Raw genomic sequence first — 20865 nt, 5'->3', positions numbered from 1 at the left:
GATGCATAAGTGAGTGAACTTCCATGAGCCTTTCCCTTCGCGACCAATTGCTCAAAGCCGGTCTGGTCAACCAGAAACAGGTTTCTCAGACCAACAAGGCCGAGAAAAAACAGAAACGCCTGGAGCACAAGGGCCAGGCCGAGGTGGACGACAGCCAGCAGCGCCTGGCCAAGGAAGCCCTGGCCGAGAAAGCCCGAAAAGACCAGGAGCTGAACCGCCAGGTCCAGGAAAAAGCCGAGCAGAAGGCCCGTGCCGCGCAGATCAAGCAATTGATCGAGGCGACCCGCCTGCCCAAGCTGAATACCGAGGACTACTACAACTTCGTCGATGACAAGAAGGTCAAGCGCATCGCCGTCAACGCCCTGATGCGCAGCAAGCTGAGCAACGGCGCGCTGGCCGTCGTCGCTCATGGCGGTGGCTACGAAGTGATTCCACGCGAGGCGGCGGTGAAGATCCAGGAGCGCGACCCCAATCGCATCCTGCTGCTCAACACCCATGTCGAGGAGGCGGACGAGGACGACCCGTACGCAGCCTACAAGATCCCTGACGATCTGATGTGGTAAGCATGAAAAACCCCGCCTAGGCGGGGTTTTTCGTTTGAAGGGGGTGTTATTGCGACGGTCGCTGGTTCTCTAGGTATTCCAGCTCCATGCGGTACTGCTGGGCTTGGTGCTCATCATGGAACATGCCGACCAGTTGGCCCTGTTGATGCACATCCCAGATCCGCACACCAGCGGCCAGGCCTTCGTGGGACATTTTCGATTCGTCGCGTTCGGTTACTTGGACTGTCATCGTTAAACTCCACTGCTTCAGTTGGCTGCGACAGCGTGTCGCACACCCTCTTTATAGAGTTTGTTAGCAGGCTAAGTAAATAAAACAGCGATGAAACAAGTTTCATGAATGGGCCAATCGCGGGGCAAGCCCGCTCCCACGAATCGAGCACAAATACGTGGGAGCGGGCTTGCCCCGCGATTGGGCGATACAGGCATTCACCAAAAAAGAAGCCCCGCACAAGACGGGGCTTCGGGTATTGCAGGCAGCGTCATCAGTTGCCTTTGACCGCCTTGCCGTCCACCGTGCCATCCTGCAGCACGATCACGTATTCCTTGCCATCGGTCTCGACCTGGCGCAGTTGCACCAGCAGGTAGTCCCAGTCCTTGGCGAACCACAGCTCGGTGATGCGCTTGCTCTGGCTAGGGTCGCGCACGCGCTCGACCTTGACCGCGTCGACCTGACCAGTCTTGGTGGCCACTTTCTCGGTGCCCAGCACGCGGAAGTCGTAGGTGTCGATCTCATCACCGTCGACCACCTGGTAGGTCATGCTTTTCTTGCCGGCGGCCACGTCATGCTGCAGTGCCAGTTGATAGGACGACTTGTCCAGCACGCCACGGTTGAGCGGCAGGCTGATCGCGTCGCCACGGTCGCTGCCAGTCACCTTCTTGCCGGTCCAGTCGAAGGTGAGGTCGACTTTCTTCGCCTTGCCCAGGCCGCCGCGTTCGAAGTGGTACTTCTGCGGCAGCAAGGTGTCATTGTCGAGCTTGAGGGTGCTTTGCTCGGTCAGGCTGGCGATCATCATGGAGGCCTTGAAATTAAGGTCCCAAGTACCGTTGGCGTTCTTCACCAGGCTGCGCTCGGCAGTGCCGCTCATGGGCAGCTGCTTCCAGTCAGCCGTGTAGCTGGCTGCGAAAGGCTTCAGATCAGCTGCCTGGAGGGGCAGGGCGAGCACGGCGAGAGCCAAGAGCAGGGCGCGACGCATAAATTCTCCTAGGATCGAATCAAGTGACCGCTGGCCGCCAGCGGCTGGCCATCCAGTAATGCACCGTGCTCGCCCAGACGCAAGCGTCCTTCGGCGAACCAGCGCACCGCCAGCGGGTAGATCTGGTGTTCCTGCAGGTGCACGCGCTGGGCAAGCGTCTGCGCGCTGTCATCCGCTGCAACCGGCACCACAGCCTGTACGACCAGAGGCCCGCCATCGAGTTCCTCGGTGACGAAGTGCACGCTGCAGCCGTGCTCGGCATCGCCAGCCTCCAGCGCACGCTGGTGGGTGTGCAGCCCTTTATACTTGGGCAACAGTGACGGATGGATGTTGAGCAGGCGGCCTTGATAGTGGCGCACGAAGCCGCCACTCAAGATGCGCATGAAGCCAGCCAGCACCACCAGGTCGGGTGCGAAGCCGTCGATCAGCGCCATCAGCGCCGCATCGAAGGCTTCGCGACCGTCGAAGCCGCTGTGCGCGAGCACCGCGGTGTCGATACCGGCTGCGTTGGCGCGTTCCAGGCCGTAGGCATCGGCGCGGTTGGAAATCACCGCGCGGATGCGTACTGGGCTGTCACTGGCGCTGTTGCTGTCGATCAGCGCTTGCAGGTTGCTGCCGGAGCCCGACAGCAGTACCACGACGTTGCAGGTCTTGCCCGGCATCAGTGTGCCTTGAGGTTCTTGAGCTCGACCTGGGCGGCGCCTTCGGCGGCCTCGGCGATCTGGCCGATGACCCACGGCTGCTCGCCGGCGGCGCGCAGCACGTTCAGGGCGTTGTCGACCTGGTCCTGGGCGACGCAGATGACCATGCCCACGCCGCAGTTCAGCACGCGGTGCATTTCATGTTCGTCGACGTTGCCTTTTTCCTGCAGGAAGTCGAACACCACCGGGCGCTGCCAGCTGGCCACGTCGACCACGGCCTGGGCGCCTTTTGGCAGCACGCGCGGGATGTTGTCCAGCAGGCCGCCGCCGGTGATGTGAGCCATGGCCTTGACCGCGCCGGTCTGTTTGATCAGCTGCAGCAGGGGCTTGACGTAGATGCGGGTCGGCGCCATCAGCAGGTCGGCCAGCGGCTTGCCGTCGAGCTGGGTGTTGTCGATGTCGGTGCCGGACACTTCGAGGATCTTGCGGATCAGCGAGTAGCCGTTGGAGTGTGGGCCGGAGGACGGCAGGGCGATCAGGGCGTCACCGGTGACCACTTTCGAGCCGTCGATGATCTCGGCCTTTTCCACCACGCCGACGCAGAAACCGGCCAGGTCGTAGTCTTCACCTTCGTACATGCCTGGCATCTCGGCGGTTTCACCACCGACCAGCGAGCAGCCGGCCAGTTCGCAACCGGCGCCGATGCCGGTGACCACGGTGGCGGCCACGTCGACGTTGAGCTTGCCGGTGGCGTAGTAGTCGAGGAAGAACAGCGGCTCGGCGCCGCACACCACCAGGTCGTTGACGCACATGGCGACCAGGTCCTGGCCGATGCTGTCGTGCTTGTTCAGGTTCAGCGCCAGGCGCAGCTTGGTGCCGACGCCGTCGGTGCCGGAGACCAGCACCGGCTGCTTGTAGCCGGCCGGGATCTCGCAGAGGGCGCCGAAGCCGCCCAGGCCACCCATGACTTCAGGGCGTGCGGTGCGCTTGGCGACGCCCTTGATGCGTTCGACCAGTGCTTCGCCGGCGTCGATGTCTACACCGGCGTCTTTGTAGCTCAGGGAGGGTTGCTTGCTCATTGATCCAGGCCTTTAGGAGGGAGGGATTCAGAAAAACGACCGGGACGGCCAAGGCCACTTTCAGAAACGGTGGCTGCCTGTACGTCACTGGTCTGCGAAGGCGCGCGATTTTATCAGGGTTGCCCCAAGGCGGCCATCCTCAGGCCGACGGGCAGGCGGGAAATCTGGGCAAAAAACGCTGTTTCACCCTGTGCGACTGGTTGCCGCGTCGGCGCCTGTATAAGGTATAGGCATGGCGACGTGCGCAAAGGCGCGGCACGGCGGAGCATTTTCCGGCGTGGCGCGGTCTCAGCCCACAGGCAAGGGCGCGTCGCCCCAAGGTCATCTGGACAGGAATCCTCAATGCGTCTTCTCAATTTCCTTGCTGGCGCCTGCCTCACTGTGGCCGGCACCCTCGCGCAGGCCGAAACCGTCTCGGGCCTGTATCAGGTTCGCGAGCCCGTCGAAGGGCAGGGCAGCGAGGCCCGCGCCCAGGCGACCGGCAAGGCGCTCGATACCCTGGTGCTGCGCCTGACCGGCGACCCCAAGGCCGCGCAGAATCCGGCGCTGGCCGCGCTGCGCAAGGACCCGCAACAGATCATCAACCAGGTCGGCACCGAGGCAGGCCCACCGGAGTCGGTGCTGGTCGAGTTCGACCCTGGCAGCACCGAGCGCGCCCTGCGCCAGGCCGGGCTGGCATTGTGGGGCAGCAACCGGCCGTCGGTCCTGGGCTGGTGGCTGAACGACAGTGTCGAGGGCAGCAGCCTGGTCGGCGATGGCCAGGGCGCCGCTGAGCCATTGCGCCGTGCAGCCCAGCATCGCGGCCTGCCCCTGCGCCTGCCATTGGCCGATCTGCAGGAGCAACTGGTGGCCAATGCCAAGCTGCTCGAGGGTAACGACCCCGCGCCGCTGCGCGAGGCGTCCGAGCGCTATGGCGCCGATGCCTTGCTGGCGGTGCACGCCCATGAGGCCGACGGCAAGTGGCAGGGCAAGTGGCAGTTGTGGCTGGGCGACCAGCGTGAACAGGGCAATGCCGAGGGCAGCGATCAGGCGGCCCTGGCCGATGCGGTGCTGCTGGCGGTGAGCAACCGCCTGGCGCCGCGTTATGTCACGCGGCCAGGCGCCAGCAGCGACCTGCAGGTACAGGTGCAGGGGATGAACCTGCAGCGTTACGCCGAACTGAGCCGGGTACTGGAGCCTTATGGCGCCCGCTTGCAGATGGCAGAGGGCGGCACCTTGACCTACCGGGTCAGCGGCAATCGCGAGCAATTGCGCGCCCAGCTGGGCCTGGCCAAGCTGCAGGAGCTGCCTGCCGAGCCTGCAGCCGCCACGCCTGCGCCGAGCGCGCAGGGCGATACCGGCACAACGCCGCCCACCACTGCCGCAACGCCGTTCGACGGCTTGCGCTTTCGCTGGTAAGGAGTGGCGCAAATGACTGACATGCGTCGTTGGGTCTGGGTGGGCGCGGCCTTGGTGATCGCCGTGCTGCTGTACTTCCTGCACAACATCCTCTCACCGTTCCTGGTGGGCATTCTGCTGGCCTACCTGGCCGACCCGCTGGTCGATCGCCTGGAGCGGCTCGGGCTGTCGCGCACCTGGGGCGTGGTGGTGGTGTTCAGCCTGTTCACCCTGATCTTCCTGGCCTTGTTGCTGGTGCTGGTGCCGATGCTGGCCAAGCAGTTGCTGCGCCTGTACGAGCTGGCGCCGCAGATGCTCGACTGGCTGCAGCACGTGGCGCTGCCTTGGGTGCAGAGCCGCCTGGGCTTGGCCGACGGCTTCTGGAAGTTCGACAAGATCAAGGCCGCGATCGGCGAGCACATGGGCCAGACCACCGACATCGTCGGCGTGCTGCTGTCCCAGGCCACCGCCTCGAGCCTGGCGCTGATCGGCTGGCTGGCCAACCTGGTGCTGATCCCGGTGGTGGGCTTCTACCTGCTGCGTGACTGGGACCTGATGATGGCCAAGCTGCGCAGCCTGCTGCCGCGCCAGCGCGAGCCGCAGGTGGTGGGGCTGGCCGGCGAGTGTCACGAGGTGCTGGGGGCGTTCGTGCGCGGGCAACTGCTGGTGATGCTGGCGTTGGGCGTCATCTATTCCTCGGGGCTGATGCTGGTGGGCCTGGAGCTGGGCCTGCTGATCGGCATGCTGGCGGGGCTCGCGGCGATCGTGCCATACATGGGCTTCATCATCGGCATCGGCGCGGCGCTGGTCGCCGGGTTGTTCCAGTTCGGCGGCGACCTCTACCCCATGCTCGGTATCGTCGCGGTGTTCATGGTCGGGCAGGCGCTGGAGGGCATGGTGCTGACGCCGCTGCTGGTGGGCGACCGCATCGGCCTGCATCCGGTGGCGGTGATCTTCGCGATCCTGGCTGGCGGTGAGCTGTTCGGCTTTACCGGGGTGCTGCTGGCACTGCCGGTGGCGGCGGTGATCATGGTGTTGCTGCGCCATGTCCATGACCTGTACAAGGAATCGGACATGTACGCCGGGGAAATAGACCCGGATCTGTGAGTGATCGCGGGGCAAGCCCGCTCCCATGCCTGGAGTCTTGAACACCCGGGGGTGGGAGCGGGCTTGCCTCGCGATGTGCTTACATTAAACGCAACTGCTTGATTTTACTTGTGCTATTCCCCTGCCGGATTGTGCCGTCCGCGTTGCGGGTATAGACTTTGCACACTGTTCATCAAAGGCCCCCTGTGGTCCCCGCGACCGCCCGCGAGCATGAAACCGATCCAGTTGCCCCTGGGTGTGCGTCTGCGCGACGACGCCACCTTCATCAACTACTACCCCGGCGCCAATGCCGCGGCACTGGGCTATGTCGAGCGGCTCTGCGAAGCCGACGCCGGCTGGACCGAAAGCCTCATCTACCTGTGGGGCAAGCAGGGCGTGGGCCGAACCCACCTGTTGCAGGCCGCCACCCACCGCTTCCAGCAACTGGGCGAGCCCGCCGTGTACCTGCCCCTGGCGCAATTGCTCGAGCGTGGCGTCGAACTGCTCGACCATCTCGAGCAATACGAGCTGGTATGCATTGATGACCTGCACGTGATCGCGGGCAAGGCCGACTGGGAAGAGGCCATGTTCCACCTGTTCAACCGCCTGCGCGACAGTGGCCGGCGCCTGCTGCTGGCAGCCTCCAGCTCTCCGCGGGAGCTGCCGATCAAGCTGGCCGACCTCAAGTCGCGGCTGACCCTGGCGCTGATCTTCCAGATGCGCGGGATGTCCGACGAGGACAAGCTGCGCGCCCTGCAATTGCGCGCTTCGCGTCGCGGCCTGCACCTGACCGACGAAGTCGGCCACTTCATCCTCACCCGTGGCACGCGCAGCATGAGCGCGCTGTTCGACCTGCTCGAACGTCTCGACCAGGCTTCCTTGCAGGCCCAGCGCAAGCTGACCATTCCCTTCCTCAAGGAAACCCTCGGCTGGTAGCGCTGAAAACACGGTGCCAGAGCGTCGAAACGGAAAAGTCACATGTTTTTCGATAAAATTTGCAAATGGGTCCGATAGAAGGCATAGTTTCCCCCTTCTAAAGGACTACAGACACGGTCGTGCCCATGCTGAAGCGCTTCGCACCCCTCGTGCCACTTGCACTTGTCACCCTTCTTTACGGCTGTGCCTCCACCGGCCCGGTCGCGCCTTCGCAGGATCAACGCATGGCCACCGAGCAATCGGTCAAGGCCAAGGCTTCAGCTTCTTCCGTATTCACCGAGGAAGAGCTGGCCAGCGAAGATGACCTCGAGGCATTTTCCAGCAACAGCAAGCCGTACCAGTTGCCCGTGCTGGCCGACAGCATTCTCGAACGCGGCATGGCGCTGATCGGTACCCGCTACCGCTTCGGTGGCACCTCCGAGAAGTCCGGCTTCGACTGCAGCGGTTTCATCGGCTACCTGTTCCGCGAAGAGGCCGGCATGAACCTGCCGCGCTCGACCCGCGAGATGATCAACGTCGACGCACCGAAGGTCGCGCGCAACAAGCTCAAGCCCGGCGACCTGCTGTTCTTCAGCACCAACGGTCGTGGTCGCGTCAGCCACGCCGGCATCTACCTGGGTGACAACCAGTTCATCCATTCCAGCAGCCGCCGCAGCGGTGGTGTGCGCATCGACAGCCTGGGCGATCGCTACTGGAGCAAGACCTTCATCGAGGCCAAACGCGCGCTCGCCATGGCGCCGACCACGATCTCGCGCAATTGAATTGATATCAAAATGCTGTACCCTGCCACGGCGGCGTAGCTGAAAAGCTCGCCGCCGTGCGCATTTACAGAAAGCGTCTAATCTAAATTTCTCAACTCTTTTTACCTTCGGCCATGGCCGGGGCTCTCCGACAGGACGTTTACATCATGGCGATGTTGGCGCGCTTCGCATTCTTCTCCCTCGTGGCCCTGCTCGCGGCCTGCTCCAGCCGTGCACCCGCTCCGGCACCGATGGCCAAGGCCCCAATGGTGTTCAACCCATCGCCCTCGTCGCCTGCGGCGGACGATGTGCTGTTCCGCGCCATCGGCCTGGTGGGCACGCCCTATCGCTGGGGTGGCAATACCCCGGACTCGGGCTTTGATTGCAGCGGCCTGATTGGCTACGTGTACCGTGACGCCGCTGGCATCAGCCTGCCGCGCACCACCCGCGACATGATCGTCATGCGTGCGCCGAACGTGGACCTCGATGCGCTGCAGTCCGGCGACCTGGTGTTCTTCGCCACCAGTGGCGGCTCGCAGGTCAGTCATGCCGGGATCTATGTGGGTGAGGGGCGCTTCGTGCATGCACCGTCCACCGGTGGCACCGTGCGCCTCGACTACTTGTCGAACAGCTACTGGGCCAAGGCCTACCTCCAGGCCAAGCGAGTACTGCCGCCGGGGCATCTGGCGCAAAATCCCTGACGCCATGGCCGCCGCCGGGCCAGGCTAGACCTATCTAACGCACGCTTTTCGCGGTGTCGATGACCATGTTCGATTCCAATGAACCAGGAATCGAACATGAGTACCCTAGCGCAAATCACGCAACATAATCTGCAGGTTCTTGGCCTCGGGCATGCCCTCGCCCGGTTGGCCGACGACGTTCTGCGTGACTACCCCGAACCCTACCTGCTGGCGCGTCGTCATGCCCGTGCGCTGCTGCGCAAGCACACCGGTAAACCGCTGGATCCCGAGCGGGTGTGGTGGCATCAGTTCAACCAGTCCCATAGCAACAGCCGTAGCTTCAGCGGCTGGGCGCACAACGGCCCGCCCGGCAAATCCATCAGCCTGGTGCAGTTGCTGATTCAACGCTTTGACCTGCCATTCCAGGATGCTGGCGATGAACTAGATGTCTACGGCGGCTTCTATCACCAGGGCCCGCATGGCGGTGCGTACGACGAGCGCAACGAAGTGCCGATGCTCGGCAAGGATGTTCAGGCAGACCTGTGGGCGCTGGACCTGGGGGCGCGACACCGCGAACAAGTCACCCTGTTCTGGACGCGACATGCCGATAATTTTCGCGTTTTGGCCAAGGTCAACCTGCTGGCGCAGCTGGAGCTGGCAGGCAAGGCCGGTCGTGTCGACGCCGCGGATGCTGCAAGCCTGCGCCAGAGCGTGGCACCGCAGTGGCTGAACGCGGATGTGCAGAGCACCGTGCAAGCGCTGCGTCGTCAAACCGCTACGACCCTCCCGGCGCTGCACTATGCCCTGGGTGCGAGCGAACGGGCGGCGCTGTGCTGCCTGCATCTGCCCAATGGCCATGTGCTGCTGTACTTGCCCTGGATGGAGCAGGCTCTGCGAGGGTTCGATTCGCCGGTGGCGTTGGCTGGGTGGTTGCGCGGGGAGTTGCAGGAGGGGCGTCAGCGCGCGGCGTACCAGCGCGCCCTCGCTGCCGATCCGCATGACCAGGCGCAAGCGGCAGCGGTTGGCGAAGCATTGGCTGCGCTGGCGGCGGCGACCGATGCCAACGAGGCCTTGGCTTTGCTCGACGCATCGGCAAGGCCGCTGCCGGGCGACTTCTTTACTTGGCTGAGCGAAAGGGCCCGGGAGGACATGCAGCGCAGTGCTGAACGCATGATCAGCAATAGCGAGTTGCGCAAAGCCATGTGGCGCGGTTACCTCGGCGCTTTCCTGCAGGTGTTTGGCGGCTTCGCGCCGTTGGGATGGCCCGCTACCTTGGTGTTGCTGGGCGCGTCGCTGGGCCGGACCGCGCTGGACGTGGATGCGGCCGTGCATGCCTCGGACGCCAAAAGCCGCAAAGCTGCGCTGCGGGCTGCGATACTCGACAGCCTGTTCTCGGCACTGGGCATGGTCGAGGTCGGCTTCGGCAGCAGCTTTGCATCGCTGTCGTACGTGGCGCCTTTCCATGAAACCGGGGTTTCGCTCAGCTCCTGGACCCGTGCCGGCAGTCAGGGGGCGGGCGTGCTCGAGGCCCGTGTCGCCAACCAGGTGCTGATCGATCCGCTGCAGGGGCCTGGTTTGCTGCGCGGGATCACCCTGGGCGGCGATGGGCAGACCTGGATCGAGTTGCAAGGCATGCCGTACCGGGTGCGCTACAGCACGGACCTCGGTCATTGGCTGATCGTGCCGCCAGACAACCCGTTTGCCTATGTACCGCTGCGGCCGGTGCGCCTGTCGGCGGGTGGCCAGTGGGAGCTGCTGCAGCGGCCACGGCTGGTGGGCGGCAATCCGCCGCTGGCAGCCGGTCTGGAACGGCAGGGTTCGCCGTTCTGGGACGAGTACATGCGCACCGATGGCCAGCGCAGCGTGGATATGTCCAATGCTGCCCTGGCGCGCCATCGCGCCGTGCTTGCCGAACAGGATATTCCGCAGTTGGGCGAGGACGAAGGCAGCAGCCAGGATGACGACGGCTTCTGCCACATTTTTGTCAATGGCGAGCCGGAATACACCTATCGGGAAGGCGGTCACTACCGCAACGACCTCATCTACACCTATACCGAGGAAGATTCACGTATCAATGACTATCTGCGCGAGGGCAGGCGGGAATTCGATCACGGCGACGAGGTCGACTACATCAACAAGCTCGCCGATTCGATGGTCGAGTTACCCAGGGACAATGTTGTTCCGCTGTATCGGGGCGGGCACGGCGGGCGCGGCACCAGCGGTCAGCACTTTCGGAGCGGCCAGTTGAAGGTCGGCGATGTGCTGGTCAATACGGATCTGGCCTCGTTCACTGAAAACCCTTATATCGTCCGTCGTTTTGCCGCCGATACCGAGCAGCCTGCTCCGGGCGGGCGCGCCGGGCTGTTCGACGACACTTCGGTAGTGTTCGAATTGCCAACTGGCCACTATCAGCGAGGCGTACAGATCTCGTCGTTTTCCAGCCTGCCGGACGAAGCGGAAACGTTGTTCTTGCCGGGAAGCTGCTTTCGTATCGAGGCGTTGTGTGAAGTGGAGGGCGCCGACTACCACTTTGTCCATGTCACCCTCAGGGAGATTGCCCGGCCTGCCAGCGGGCCATTGCATGATCTGCGCACCGGCGAGGTGTTCGACCTGACGGCCTATGCCATGCGCCTCGGCAACCAGCAGTTGGCCAGCCGTTTCTTCGAGGACTGATCGGCCTCAGGCCTGCTTGAGCAGCAAGGCCACCCCCGGGAAGTACTGGCCCAGCTCGTTGTGCAGCTTGCGATAGGCATAAGGGAAGTACCAGGCGATCGCACAGGCGGTGTGCTTCTGCAGGTCATCGACCAGGTCCTGCAGCTCCTCGGGGCTGGCGTGCTGGCCGGCCTTCCACGGGGTGACGAACAACGCCCCGGCCTTGAGCTGGCTGGCGTAGGCGATCGCCTTGGCCTGGATGGCGCTTTCCTGCAGCGCCGACGCCAGGTCGAGACGGGCAATGCGTGGCCAGCGCTGGCTGGTGTGCAGGTGGATCGATTCCTCGGCGCTGCTGATGGCCAGGTCGCCACGGGCTTCGCGTTCGCCTTCGTCGCGCTGCTTCTTGCTCGTGTACTGCTGCAGCGCCACCAGCTCGGCCTGCCAGGCGGCGGCTGCGAGCAGCCCGGCATTGGCGGCTGCACCGTGCCAGTAAGGGGCTTCGTTGTCGCCCTGGAACTGGTTGAAGCGGTCGATGCAGTCGACCCAGCGTTCCAGGGCCGAGCGTAGGAATTCCAGGCGCGGGTTATTGATGATCAGGCCTTGCATGCTGCGCTCCTTGTATTTGTGATCGAGGTCAGCCGAAATGGTGGCTATGTGATATCACTGCTTTCAGTGTGGCACAAGCTGGCGGATCGGCCATTGATCTAGGCCAGATCGGTCCTCGTTCGATTGACGCTCCCGGTGCAACCCTCTAACCTTCGCGGCGTGTTTCAGGTGCCCGGCGAACCGAGGTTCGGCAGGGTGAAACTGGGAAGCCGGTGGGCGCCAGCAGGCGCGAATCCGGCGCTGCCCCCGCAACGGTAGGTGAGTAGAAGGCGGCGCATGGCCACTGGGTACAGGTATCCGGGAAGGCGCGTCGTCCGGGCATGGCCCGCTCACGAGCCCGGAGACCGGCCTGTCACTGCCAACGGCATCACGGAGGGTGATGTGCGGTGCGATGTGGCCTGGGGCCACGGCCCCTGCGCGTTCTCCGTCTGCCCGCCTTTTCCCTGTCGCCAACCGGCGACAGCCTGCGGAGACCCCTGATGAGCGAATCCACCGAACGCGACGAACGTCACCTGGCGCGCATGCTGCGCAAGAAGGCGATCATCGACGAGCGCATCGCCAATTCCCCCAACGAATGCGGCCTGCTGCTGGTACTGACCGGCAATGGCAAGGGCAAGAGCAGCTCGGCTTTCGGCATGCTCGCCCGGGCCCTGGGCCATGGCATGCAGTGCGGCGTGGTGCAGTTCATCAAGGGCCGCAACAGCACCGGTGAGGAGCTGTTCTTCCGCCGCTTCCCCGAGCAGGTGCGCTATCACGTGATGGGCGAGGGCTTCACCTGGGAGACCCAGGACCGCCAGCGCGACATCGCCGCTGCCGAAGCGGCCTGGGCGGTATCGCGCCAGTTGCTGCAGGATCCGTCGATCCAGTTCGTGGTGCTCGATGAGCTGAACATCGCCCTCAAGCATGGCTACCTCGACCTCGACCAGGTGCTATCGGACATCCAGGCCCGCCCACCGATGCAGCATGTGATCGTCACCGGCCGCGCGGCCAAGCCCGAAATGATCGAACTGGCCGACACCGTCACCGAGATGGGCATGCTCAAGCACGCCTTCCAGGCCGGTATCCGCGCACAGAAGGGCGTCGAGCTGTGAGTGACTCGCGCCAATGCCCTGCCGTGCTGATCGCTGCCCCGGCCTCGGGCCAGGGCAAGACCACGGTCACCGCCGCCCTGGCCCGCCTGCACCGCAACCTCGGGCGCAAGGTGCGGGTGTTCAAGTGCGGGCCTGACTTTCTCGACCCGATGATCCTCGAGCGCGCCAGCGGTGCGCCGGTCTACCAGCTGGACTTGTGGATGATCGGTGCCGAGGAGAGTCGTCGCCTGCTGTGGGAAGCAGCGGGCGAGGCCGACCTGATCCTGATCGAAGGCGTGATGGGGCTGTTCGACGGCACGCCGTCGAGCGCCGACCTGGCCCGCCATTTCGGCGTGCCGGTGCTGGCGGTGATCGATGGCACGGCCATGGCCCAGACCTTCGGCGCCCTGGCACTGGGCCTGGCGCGCTACCAGCCCGACCTGCCGTTCGCCGGAGTGCTGGCCAACCGGGTTGGCAGCCTGCGCCATGCGCAGTTGCTCGAAGGCAGTCTCACCGAAGGCCTGCGCTGGTACGGCGGCTTGTCCCGCGAGCGTGGCATCGAGCTGCCCAGCCGCCACCTCGGCCTGGTCCAGGCCAGTGAACTCAACGACCTGGACGCGCGCCTGGATGCCGCCGCCGAAGCGCTCGGTGCCAGCTGCGATGCCGCATTGCCACCACCGGTCGGTTTTGCCCGGCCTGAGCCGCTGGGCGTAACCACGCCGCTTGCCGGGGTGCGCATCGGGGTGGCCCACGACGAAGCCTTCGCCTTCACCTATGGCGCTAACCTGGACCTGCTGCGCAGCCTCGGCGCGCAGCTCGAATTCTTCTCGCCTTTGCATGATCGGGAGTTGCCTGACGTAGACAGCCTGTACCTGCCAGGCGGCTACCCGGAGCTGCACCATCAGGCCCTGGCCGCCAACGCTCCCATGCTGGGGGCGATCCGTGGCCACCACGCCGAGGGCAAGCCGCTGCTGGCCGAATGTGGCGGCATGCTCTACCTGCTTGATGCCCTGACCGATGTGGCCGGTGTGCGTGCATCGCTGGCAGGCCTGCTGCCGGGCGAGGCAACCATGCAGAAGCGCCTGGCGGCCCTGGCCCTGCAGGCCGTCGAGTTGCCCGAAGGCACCCTGCGCGGCCACACCTATCACCATTCGCTGACCAGCACCGAGCTGGAACCGATTGCCCGTGGCCTGAGCCCCAATGGCGGACGCGGCAACGAGGCGGTCTACCGCCTGGGGCGGCTGACCGCTTCCTACGTGCATTTCTATTTTCCGTCCAACCCCGATGCGGCGGCGGCGCTGTTGCGACCATGAGCGAACACGCGTACAGCGCCGTTGAGCGCGCGGCGATCTACCGGGCCATCGGCGAGCGCCGCGACATGCGCCATTTTGCCGGCGGCGAGGTGGCGCCCGAGTTGCTGGGGCGTCTGCTGGCCGCCGCTCACCAGGCCCCCAGCGTGGGCCTGATGCAGCCCTGGCGCTTCATTCGTATCAGCCAGCGTGAGTTGCGCGAACGTATCCAGGCTTTGGTGGAGGAGGAGCGGGTGCGCACCGCCGAAGCCCTGGGCGAACGCTCCGATGAGTTCATGAAGCTCAAGGTCGAAGGCATCAACGACTGCGCCGAGGTGCTGGTGGCAGCGCTGATGGACAAGCGCGAGGCGCATGTCTTCGGCCGCCGCACCCTGCCGGAGATGGACCTGGCTTCGCTGGCCTGCGCCATCCAGAACCTGTGGCTGGCGGCGCGGGCCGAAGGGCTGGGCATGGGCTGGGTGTCGCTGTTCGAACCCCGGGCCCTGGCCGAGCTGCTCGGTATGCCCGCAGGCGCAAAGCCCATGGCGGTGCTGTGCCTGGGGCCGGTGACCGAATTCTACCCGGCGCCGATGCTGGTGCTCGAAGACTGGGCCGAGCAACGGCCGTTGAGTGACATGCTGTACGAGAACCATTGGGGAGAATGCCCATGAGCGTGGCCTTGCTGACCGTGGCCGGCGTGGCCTTGGATGCACTGCTGGGTGAGCCGCGGCGGCGCCATCCGCTGGTGGGCTTCGGCAACCTTGCCGCGCGCCTGGAGCAGCGCTTCAACGCCGGTGGCCGGGGCTGGCGCAGCCACGGTGTCACGGCCTGGTTCCTGGCGGTGGTGCCGCTGACCTTGCTGGCGCTGATCCTTTCCTGGCTGCCCGCTATCGGCTGGCTGGTGGACGTGCTGGCGCTGTACTGCGCCCTGGGCCTGCGCAGCCTCGGCGAGCATGTGCTGCCGGTGGCCCAGGCGTTGCGCCAGGGCGACCTGGAGGAGGCGCGGCGGCGCGTCGGTTACCTGGTCAGCCGCGAGACCCGTGAACTGGACGAACCTGCCGTGGCCCGGGCGGCCACCGAGTCGGTGCTGGAGAACGGCAGCGATGCGGTATTCGCCGCGCTGTTCTGGTTCGTCGTGGCCGGGGCGCCTGGGGTGGTGCTGTATCGCCTGAGCAATACCCTGGATGCCATGTGGGGCTATCGCAACGACCGTTTCGAGCGCTTCGGCTGGTGCGCGGCGCGCATCGACGATGGGCTGAATTATATTCCCGCCAGGCTGGTGGCGCTGACCTATGCGCTGCTGGGCAAAACCCGGTTGGCCCTGGCCTGCTGGCGCAAGCAGGCGCCGCTGTGGGACAGCCCCAACGCCGGCCCGGTGATGGCGGCGGGGGCCGGAGCCCTGGGGGTGGAGCTGGGCGGCCCGGCGGTGTATCACGGCGAGCTGCACGAACGCCCGCGCCTGGGCGAGGGGCCGATGGCCGACGCTGATGCCATCGAGCGTGGCTGGAACCTGGTACAGCGCGGCGTCTGGCTTTGGGTGCTATTGATCTGCGTGGGAGCCTACCTGAATGCTTGAGCACGGTGGCCGCCTGCTACGGGCGGTGAAACAGTACGCGATCCCTCGGCACCAGTGGCTCGACCTGTCCAGTGGTATCGCACCCTGGCCCTACCCGATACCGCCGATTCCCGTGGACGCCTGGGCTCGACTGCCCGAGACCGAGGACGGCCTGGAAGCGGCGGCGCGGCGTTACTATGGCGCGCAGCCGCTGCTGGCGGTAGCTGGCTCCCAGGCGGCGATCCAGGCTTTGCCGTACCTGCGTTCGACCGCTCGGGTCGGGGTGCTGACGCCATGCTATGCCGAACATCCGCATGCCTGGGAGCGGGCGGGGCATGCGCTGGTCGAGCTGGATGAGGCCCAGGTCGAGGACGCACTCGACAGCCTGGATGTCCTGGTACTGATCAACCCCAACAACCCCACCGGTCGCCGTGTGCCCCGCGAACGCCTGCTGGCCTGGCATGCGCGTCTGGCTGCGCGGGGTGGCTGGTTGTTGGTGGACGAAGCCTTCATGGACAACACGCCGGCACACAGCGTGGTCGATCAGGCCGGACAACCTGGGCTGATCGTGCTGCGCTCGTTCGGCAAGTTCTTCGGCTTGGCCGGCGTGCGGCTGGGCTTCGTCGTCGCCGAGGCGGATGTGTTGCGGCAACTGGCCGAGGCGCTCGGGCCCTGGACCGTCAGTGGCCCGACCCGCGTACTGGGGCAGGCGTGCTTCGCCGACGAGGCGACGCACCTGGCGCAGATTGCCCGGTGCGCCCTGGCCAGCCAGCGCCTGGCCAGGTTGCTCGAAGGCGCAGGCTTGCCACCCAGCGGCGGTTGCGACCTGTTCCAGTACGTGCGTGACGAACGCGCCACGCACCTGCACGACTACCTTGCCCGCCGGGGCATCCTGGTGCGGCTGTTCGAGCGACCGTGCGCGCTGCGCTTCGGCCTGCCCGCCACGGCGGCTGACGAACAACGCCTGGCCCAGGCCCTGGCGGACTACCACAAGGAATCGGCATGACCACCCTCATGGTGCAAGGCACCACCTCCGATGCCGGCAAGAGCACGCTGGTCACCGCCCTGTGCCGCTGGCTGCTGCGCCAGGGCGTCGCCGTGGTGCCGTTCAAGCCACAGAACATGGCGCTCAACAGCGCCGTGACCGCCGACGGCGGCGAGATCGGTCGCGCCCAGGCGGTGCAGGCCCAGGCCTGCCGGCTGGCGCCGCACACCGACATGAACCCGGTGCTGCTCAAGCCCAACAGCGACACTGGCGCCCAGGTGATCGTCCATGGCCGGGCGGTGACCAGCATGAACGCCGTGGCCTATCACGACTACAAGACCATCGCCATGCAGGCGGTGTTGGCCTCCCACGAGCGCCTGAGCGAAGCCTATCCGGTGGTGATGGTCGAAGGTGCTGGTTCCCCGGCGGAGATCAACCTGCGGGCCGGCGATATCGCCAACATGGGCTTCGCCGAGGCGGTCGACTGCCCGGTGGTCCTGGTGGCCGATATCAACCGGGGCGGCGTGTTCGCCCATCTGGTCGGCACCCTGGAGTTGCTGTCGGCGAGCGAGCAGGCGCGGGTCAAGGGCTTCGTCATCAACCGTTTCCGTGGTGACATCGCCTTGTTGCAACCTGGCCTGGACTGGCTGGAGCAGCGCACCGGCAAGCCGGTGCTGGGCGTGCTGCCCTACGTCACCGACCTGCACCTGGAGGCCGAGGATGGTATCGATACACGCCAGGGCGAAAAGGGTGAGCGCCTGCTGAAGGTGATCGTCCCGGTGTTGCCGCGCATCAGCAACCACACCGACTTCGACCCGCTGCGCCTGCACCCTCAGGTGGACCTGCAGTTCATCGGCCCGGGCCAGCCGATTCCGCCTGCCGACCTGATCATCCTGCCCGGCTCCAAGAGCGTGCGCGGCGACCTGGCGCAACTGCGCGAGCGCGGCTGGGACACGGCCATCGCTCGGCACCTGCGTTATGGCGGCAAGCTCATCGGCATCTGCGGTGGCCTGCAGATGCTCGGCGAGCAGGTGCATGATCCCCTGGGCCTTGAGGGGCCGGCCGGCTCCAGTGATGGCCTGGGCCTGCTGGCGTACAGCACCGTGCTGGAATCCGAGAAGCAGTTGCGTAATGTGGCGGGCACGCTCGATCTCGAGCAGGCCCCGGTGGCGGGGTATGAGATCCATGCCGGCGTCACCAGCGGGTTGGCGCTGGAGCGCCCCGCAGTGCAACTGGCCGATGGCCGTGCCGATGGCGCCATCAGCGCCGACGGGCAGATCCTCGCCACCTACCTGCATGGCCTCTTCGAAGGTAGCCAGTCGTGCGCCGCGCTGCTGCGCTGGGCCGGGCTGGCCGATGCGCAGACCATCGACTACGAGACCCTGCGCGAGCGCGATATCGAGCGCCTGGCCGATCTGGTCGAGCAGCACCTGGACACCGCGCGCCTGCGCGAACTGTGTGGAGTCGCCTGAAATGCACAGCCTGATCCTCGGCGGCGCCCGTTCGGGCAAGAGCCGCCTGGCCGAGCAACTGGCCGAAGCCAGCGGCCTGCCGGTGACCTATATCGCCACCAGCCAGCCGCTGGACGGCGAGATGAATGAGCGCGTGCGCTTGCACCGCGAACGGCGTCCGCCCCATTGGGGGCTGGTGGAGGAGCCCGTGGCGCTGGCCGCCGTGCTGCACGCCGAAGCCGCCCAAGGGCGCTGCCTGCTGGTGGACTGCCTGACGCTGTGGCTGACCAACCTGCTGATGCTCGAGGATGACCAGCGCCTGGCGCAGGAGCGCGACGCGCTGCTCGCCAGCCTGGCGCAACTGCCGGGCACGATCATCCTGGTCAGCAACGAAACCGGCCTGGGCGTGGTGCCCATGGGCGAACTGACCCGCCGTTATGTCGACCTGGCAGGCACGTTGCACCAGGCCGTGGCTGAACGCTGCCAGCGCGTGGTGCTGACTGTCGCCGGCCTCCCTCTCATGCTCAAAGGACCAGCCTTATGACCCCGATGTGGTGGTGTGACGCCTGCCAACCCCTCGACAGCGCCGCCATGGACCAGGCCCGCGCCCGTCAGCAACAGCTGACCAAACCGGCTGGCTCCCTTGGCCAGCTCGAAGGCCTGGCAGTACGCCTGGCCGGCCTGCAAGGGCGCGAGCGTCCCAGCCTGGAGCGGGTCGCCATCACGATCTTCGCCGGCGACCATGGCGTGGTGGAGGAGGGCATCTCTGCCTATCCGCAGGCGGTGACCGGGCAAATGCTGCGCAACTTCGTCGGCGGTGGCGCGGCGATCAGCGTACTGGCGCGCGAGCTGGACGCCGAGCTGCAGGTGGTCGACCTCGGCACTATCGACGCGGACCTGCACCTGCCAGGCGTGCACCACCTGCGCCTGGGCGCCGGTACCGCCAACTTCGCCCGCCAGCCGGCGATGACCGACGCGCAACTGGCGGCGGCGTTGCAGGCCGGCCGCGACAGTGCCTTGCGCGCGCTCGACAACGGCGCCCAGCTGTTCATCGGCGGTGAAATGGGCATTGGCAACACCACTGCCGCGGCCGCCCTGGCCAGTACCTTGCTGGGCTGCCCGGCGCGTGAGCTGAGCGGCCCGGGCACCGGCCTGGACAGCGCCGGTGTGCGCCACAAGGCCGAGGTGATCGAGCGCGCCCTGGTGCTGCACGGCCTGCGTGCTGACCAGCCGCTGCAGGCATTGGCCTGTGTCGGCGGCTTTGAAATCGCCGCGCTGGCAGGTGCCTACATGGCCTGCGCCCAGCATGGCGTGGCGGTGCTGGTCGACGGCTTCATCTGCAGTGTCGCCGCCTTGGTGGCGGTGCGCCTCAACCCGCAATGCCGCCCGTGGCTGCTGTTTGCCCACCAGGGCGCCGAGCCAGGCCACAAGGCCCTGCTGGCTGCGCTGGAGGCCGAGCCGCTGCTGGCCCTGGGCCTGCGCCTGGGCGAGGGCAGCGGCGCGGCGCTGGCGGTGCCGCTGATTCGCCTGGCTTGCGCCCTGCACGGGCAGATGGCGACCTTTGCCGAGGCCGCGGTGGCGGATCGCCCGGTATGATTCTCGAGCTGCTGCGTCATGGCGAGACCGAGCTCGGCGGCGGCCTGCGCGGCAGCCTCGACGATGCCCTGACCGAAAGTGGTTGGGCACAGATGCGTCATGCTGTCGCCGATGCCGGCCCCTGGGACGTGCTGGTCAGCTCACCGTTGCAGCGTTGCGCGTCGTTTGCCGAAGAGCTGGGGGCACGGGTCAACTTGCCGGTGCAGCGTGAGACCGGTGTGCGTGAGCTGCATTTCGGCGACTGGGAAGGGCAGAGCGCCGCCCAGATCATGCAGGCCGATGCTGATGCCCTGGGGCTGTTCTGGCGTGATCCGTATGCGTTCACCCCGCCTGCGGGCGAGCCGGTGCTGGTCTTTGCCGAACGGGTGCTGGCTGCGGTCGAGCGCCTGCGCCGCGAGCATGCCGGCAAACGGGTGTTGGTAGTGACCCATGGCGGGGTGATGCGCTTGCTGCTGGCGCGTGCACGCGGGCTGCCACGTGAGCAACTGTTGCAGGTCGAGGTCGGCCATGGCGCGCTGGTGCGCCTGGCCGTGGCTGAAGACGGTCAGTTGCGCGAGGTGCGCTGAGATGCTGCCGTTCTGGATTGCCCTGCAGTTTCTCAGCAGCCTGCCGGTGCGCCTGCCGGGCATGCCGGCGCCACAGGAAATGGGGCGTTCGCTGCTGTTCTATCCCGTGGTGGGGCTGCTGTTCGGTGTGTTGCTGTGGCTGGCCAGCCAGCTGCTGCATGGCGTGGCGGCCCCTCTGCACGCGGCCTTGCTGCTGGCGCTGTGGGTGTTGCTCAGTGGCGCGCTGCACCTGGATGGCCTGGCCGACAGCGCCGATGCCTGGCTGGGTGGGTTCGGCGATCGCGAGCGCACCTTGCAGATCATGAAGGACCCGCGCAGCGGGCCGATCGCCGTGGTCACCCTGGTACTGGTGTTGTTGCTCAAATTCTGTGCCCTGTGGGTACTGGTCGAGCGGGGGGCTGGTGGCCTGCTGGTGCTGGCGCCGGTGGTGGGGCGGGCGGCGCTGCTTGGGTTGTTCCTCGGTACGCCTTATGTGCGGCCCGGTGGGCTCGGGTCGGCACTGGCCGAGCATCTGCCGCGGCGCGGCGCCGCGTGGGTGTTGCTGGGCAGCGCGGCACTCTGCGTCACCTTGGGCGGCTGGTCGGTGCTATGGGTGTTGCTGCTGACGGCAGTGGCGTTCGCCTGGTTGCGACGGGTGATGTGCAAGCGCTTGGGAGGGACCACCGGGGACACCGCCGGGGCACTGCTCGAGTTGCTGGAACTGGTGGTGGTGCTTGGCCTGGCGTTGCAGTAGGTCGCGTCCTGCGGGGAAAACGGAAAACCATACCAAGCACTTGTTCTATCCTCGTTCGCTCGCCAAC

Annotated in this window: 22 protein-coding genes and 1 riboswitch; of the genes, 17 read left to right on the top strand and 5 right to left on the bottom strand. The window is 66.1% G+C overall.

The window, feature by feature from the left end:
• The first annotated feature begins 23 nt into the window (after window positions 1–23).
• On the top strand, window positions 24–563 hold the full coding sequence (locus ACZ9C1_RS12120) for a DUF2058 domain-containing protein (RefSeq protein WP_110701163.1): 540 nt from the start codon (window positions 24–26) through the stop codon (window positions 561–563).
• A 46-nt stretch (window positions 564–609) separates the two neighbouring features.
• On the opposite strand, the gene ACZ9C1_RS12115 is transcribed toward ACZ9C1_RS12120, so the two are convergent.
• From ACZ9C1_RS12115 to purM, 4 genes are all read right to left on the bottom strand, one after another.
• On the bottom strand, window positions 610–792 hold the full coding sequence (locus ACZ9C1_RS12115) for a hypothetical protein (protein ID WP_023630170.1): 183 nt from the start codon (window positions 790–792) through the stop codon (window positions 610–612).
• 253 nt (window positions 793–1045) lie between these two features.
• On the bottom strand, window positions 1046–1756 hold the full coding sequence (locus tag ACZ9C1_RS12110; RefSeq protein ID WP_023630171.1) for a DUF3108 domain-containing protein: 711 nt from the start codon (window positions 1754–1756) through the stop codon (window positions 1046–1048).
• A gap of 8 nt (window positions 1757–1764) precedes the next feature.
• On the bottom strand, window positions 1765–2418 hold the full coding sequence (gene purN / locus ACZ9C1_RS12105; RefSeq protein ID WP_476254007.1) for a phosphoribosylglycinamide formyltransferase: 654 nt from the start codon (window positions 2416–2418) through the stop codon (window positions 1765–1767).
• Window positions 2418–3476 carry a phosphoribosylformylglycinamidine cyclo-ligase gene (purM, locus tag ACZ9C1_RS12100; protein ID WP_038706623.1) on the bottom strand — a complete coding sequence of 353 codons (1059 nt, stop codon included), beginning with the start codon at window positions 3474–3476 and terminating at the stop codon, window positions 2418–2420. The genes purN and purM overlap by 1 nt, the downstream gene beginning before the upstream one ends.
• Window positions 3477–3818: 342 nt before the next feature.
• Between purM and ACZ9C1_RS12095 the strand changes: the two genes are divergently transcribed.
• The 6 genes from ACZ9C1_RS12095 (at window position 3819) to ACZ9C1_RS12070 (ending at window position 10968) form a co-directional block, all read left to right on the top strand.
• Window positions 3819–4874 (top strand): DUF2066 domain-containing protein, encoded by a 1056-nt coding sequence (locus ACZ9C1_RS12095; RefSeq protein WP_476254006.1) that lies wholly within the window; start codon window positions 3819–3821, stop codon window positions 4872–4874.
• Window positions 4875–4886: 12 nt separating this feature from the next.
• Window positions 4887–5960: an AI-2E family transporter gene (locus tag ACZ9C1_RS12090; RefSeq protein ID WP_277505422.1), complete on the top strand. Its 1074-nt coding sequence runs from the start codon at window positions 4887–4889 to the stop codon at window positions 5958–5960.
• Between the two features lie 210 nt (window positions 5961–6170).
• Window positions 6171–6875 (top strand): DnaA regulatory inactivator Hda, encoded by a 705-nt coding sequence (gene hda, locus ACZ9C1_RS12085; protein ID WP_031314897.1) that lies wholly within the window; start codon window positions 6171–6173, stop codon window positions 6873–6875.
• 125 nt (window positions 6876–7000) lie between these two features.
• Window positions 7001–7636: a C40 family peptidase gene (locus ACZ9C1_RS12080; protein ID WP_031314898.1), complete on the top strand. Its 636-nt coding sequence runs from the start codon at window positions 7001–7003 to the stop codon at window positions 7634–7636.
• Window positions 7637–7782: 146 nt separating this feature from the next.
• A complete protein-coding gene (locus ACZ9C1_RS12075; RefSeq protein WP_102683628.1) occupies window positions 7783–8316 on the top strand; it encodes a C40 family peptidase in 534 nt (177 codons plus the stop codon).
• Between the two features lie 96 nt (window positions 8317–8412).
• Window positions 8413–10968, top strand: coding sequence for a dermonecrotic toxin domain-containing protein (locus ACZ9C1_RS12070; protein ID WP_277505416.1), 2556 nt, complete (start codon window positions 8413–8415; stop codon window positions 10966–10968).
• A gap of 6 nt (window positions 10969–10974) precedes the next feature.
• On the opposite strand, the gene ACZ9C1_RS12065 is transcribed toward ACZ9C1_RS12070, so the two are convergent.
• Window positions 10975–11553, bottom strand: a complete 579-nt coding sequence (locus tag ACZ9C1_RS12065) for a hypothetical protein (RefSeq protein WP_457378686.1) — start codon at window positions 11551–11553, stop codon at window positions 10975–10977.
• Between the two features lie 149 nt (window positions 11554–11702).
• Window positions 11703–11920: riboswitch (cobalamin riboswitch) on the top strand.
• A 112-nt stretch (window positions 11921–12032) separates the two neighbouring features.
• Here ACZ9C1_RS12065 and cobO point away from each other — a divergent pair.
• Genes cobO through ACZ9C1_RS12015 form a run of 10 tightly spaced genes read left to right on the top strand, consistent with a single transcriptional unit; the run spans window position 12033 to window position 20798 of the window.
• Window positions 12033–12644 (top strand): cob(I)yrinic acid a,c-diamide adenosyltransferase, encoded by a 612-nt coding sequence (gene cobO, locus ACZ9C1_RS12060; RefSeq protein ID WP_046854540.1) that lies wholly within the window; start codon window positions 12033–12035, stop codon window positions 12642–12644.
• Window positions 12641–13936: a cobyrinate a,c-diamide synthase gene (locus tag ACZ9C1_RS12055; RefSeq protein ID WP_102683631.1), complete on the top strand. Its 1296-nt coding sequence runs from the start codon at window positions 12641–12643 to the stop codon at window positions 13934–13936. The genes cobO and ACZ9C1_RS12055 overlap by 4 nt, the downstream gene beginning before the upstream one ends.
• Window positions 13933–14583 (top strand): 5,6-dimethylbenzimidazole synthase, encoded by a 651-nt coding sequence (gene bluB, locus ACZ9C1_RS12050; protein WP_457378685.1) that lies wholly within the window; start codon window positions 13933–13935, stop codon window positions 14581–14583. Before ACZ9C1_RS12055 ends, bluB begins: the two co-directional genes overlap by 4 nt.
• The gene (cbiB, locus tag ACZ9C1_RS12045; RefSeq protein WP_476254005.1) at window positions 14580–15488 is read left to right on the top strand and encodes an adenosylcobinamide-phosphate synthase CbiB; all 909 of its coding nucleotides are present in this window, start codon (window positions 14580–14582) and stop codon (window positions 15486–15488) included. Before bluB ends, cbiB begins: the two co-directional genes overlap by 4 nt.
• Window positions 15481–16473: a threonine-phosphate decarboxylase CobD gene (cobD, locus tag ACZ9C1_RS12040; protein ID WP_476254004.1), complete on the top strand. Its 993-nt coding sequence runs from the start codon at window positions 15481–15483 to the stop codon at window positions 16471–16473. The genes cbiB and cobD overlap by 8 nt, the downstream gene beginning before the upstream one ends.
• Window positions 16470–17924 (top strand): cobyric acid synthase, encoded by a 1455-nt coding sequence (locus ACZ9C1_RS12035; RefSeq protein ID WP_476254003.1) that lies wholly within the window; start codon window positions 16470–16472, stop codon window positions 17922–17924. The genes cobD and ACZ9C1_RS12035 overlap by 4 nt, the downstream gene beginning before the upstream one ends.
• 1 nt (window position 17925) lies before the next feature.
• Entirely contained in the window at window positions 17926–18447 is a 522-nt protein-coding gene (cobU, locus tag ACZ9C1_RS12030) for a bifunctional adenosylcobinamide kinase/adenosylcobinamide-phosphate guanylyltransferase (protein ID WP_102683636.1), read from the top strand.
• Complete coding sequence (cobT, locus tag ACZ9C1_RS12025; protein ID WP_476254002.1) at window positions 18444–19499, top strand: nicotinate-nucleotide--dimethylbenzimidazole phosphoribosyltransferase; 1056 nt, start codon at window positions 18444–18446, stop codon at window positions 19497–19499. The genes cobU and cobT overlap by 4 nt, the downstream gene beginning before the upstream one ends.
• On the top strand, window positions 19496–20065 hold the full coding sequence (gene cobC, locus ACZ9C1_RS12020; RefSeq protein ID WP_457378682.1) for an alpha-ribazole phosphatase family protein: 570 nt from the start codon (window positions 19496–19498) through the stop codon (window positions 20063–20065). Before cobT ends, cobC begins: the two co-directional genes overlap by 4 nt.
• A gap of 1 nt (window position 20066) precedes the next feature.
• Complete coding sequence (locus ACZ9C1_RS12015; protein ID WP_102683639.1) at window positions 20067–20798, top strand: adenosylcobinamide-GDP ribazoletransferase; 732 nt, start codon at window positions 20067–20069, stop codon at window positions 20796–20798.
• Window positions 20799–20865: the final 67 nt, after the last annotated feature.

The organism is Pseudomonas sp. TE21435 (assembly GCF_056279265.1).
The sequence above is the reverse complement of the archived record's forward strand: the minus strand, read 5'-3'. Positions and strand labels throughout refer to the sequence as shown.